This window comes from Dietzia sp. DQ12-76 (assembly GCF_014145045.1).
Lineage (GTDB): Bacteria > Actinomycetota > Actinomycetes > Mycobacteriales > Mycobacteriaceae > Dietzia.
On sequence record NZ_JAALDV010000550.1, the window covers coordinates 1 to 1,460 of the forward strand.

A 1,460-nucleotide genomic window follows, 5' to 3' on the forward strand; every position below is an offset into this window, starting at 1 on the left:
CGCGCGGCCTCGCGGACGGCGCCCGTGTTGGCCCTGCCCTGGCGCGAACCGGCGAGTTTGGCGGCGATGTGGTCGCGCACGGTGATCGGTTCGTACGCGGACTGGTCCGCGCCGGCGAGGCCGGGCAGGGTGCCCACGACCGCGTCGACGTCGCCGTCGTGGAAGAACGCCGCCGAGCGTCGTCGCACGATCCCCCCGTCGACGACCGGGGGCTTGACCCGGTGCAGCGTGGACATCCAACGGTCCCCGGTCAGCCGCGCGGTGAGATCGCCCAGGTTCACCAGCAGTCCGCCCTCGACGGGCTGGACGTCGTGCCACACGCCGTCGGAGGACAGGACCTGCAGACCCGCCACGCGGTCGGCCCACAGGACGGTCACCAGGCCGAAGTCGGTGTGCTCGCCCATCCCGGTGAGTTCGCCGTCGAGGGTGATCGGGCCCGGGGGCAGGGCGTAGTTGTTCAGCCGCAGCACGTCGATCGAGTGTCCGGTGATGTCGGTGAACACCTCGGGTGGGACACCGAGCGCGTCGGCGAACGCCCGGGTGAGGGTCCGCGCGACCCTCGAGGCCTCGCCGAAGTAGGCGTCGATCCGGGCCCGGAAGTCGCCGCACTCCGGCCACACGTTGATCCCGTAGTCGGCCTCGTCCAGTGCCAGGTCGGGGAAGGAGCGCGCCTCGACGCCGACGTTGAACGCCTCGAAGAAGTCGTTCATCCGGCTGGCTGACTCGACTCCCAGGCTCAGGCTGAGTGTCTCGCTCTTCGGCGGGCTGTACCCGCGATTGGCGCCGGCCACGCGATAGCCGTTCTTGGTCTCGGGGGGCAGTGCGAAGAACTCGTCGATCGCCCCCGCCAGTCCGTCGATCACCGCGTCGTCGATGCCGTGCCCGACGATCTGCATGAAGCCCACCTGCGAGCACGCGGCGTCGATCTCGCGGGCGACGCGTTCGCGGACGGCAGGGCCGTTGTCGAGACCGCCGGCGCTCGAGGTGTAGGGGCTCAGGTCGATCACCGGGACACTGAAACCGACGTCCGTCGTGGTGTCTGGTGGGGTAGTCGCTGGTGGTGTGGTCATGTCCGCTCCCGGAGCTGGGGTGCCGGCCGAGGTGACGGGGGCCGGGGTACCGGGGCGCGGCCTGCCGGTGAGGGGTGGCCGAGCCGATGACCAGTTCTATCCGCACGCTATTACCGGCCGGATACCCCGTGTGTCAGCGACGTTACGGGGCGAGCAGAAGATCCCCGGGCACGTCCACATCGCGCGGCGACCCGGTGTCCCCGCACGGCACCTCGGTCACGGCGTCGGCGTGTGCGCGCAGGTACCGTCGCGCACCGACGTCACCTGTGGCCGACGCGATCACCCCGGGGTGGTGTCGTCCGCCGAGCAGCACGGGATGGCCCCATCGCCCGTCATAGGTCGCCACCGCCAGGTCGGCGGTGTGGCGGCCGTCGCCGGAGCCCACCGCGC

The 1,460-nt window shown here is 71.3% G+C and carries 1 protein-coding gene and 1 pseudogene; both read right to left on the minus strand.

All coding sequences use genetic code 11. The annotated features are described in order from the left end of the window. A partial coding sequence (locus G6019_RS16525; protein ID WP_182628092.1) for an isopenicillin N synthase family dioxygenase occupies positions 1-1,070 on the minus strand: 1,070 nt, incomplete at its 3' end. 142 nt (positions 1,071-1,212) lie between these two features. Continuing rightward, positions 1,213-1,460, minus strand: a pseudogene (locus G6019_RS16530) (nucleotidyltransferase family protein); the annotation flags it as partial.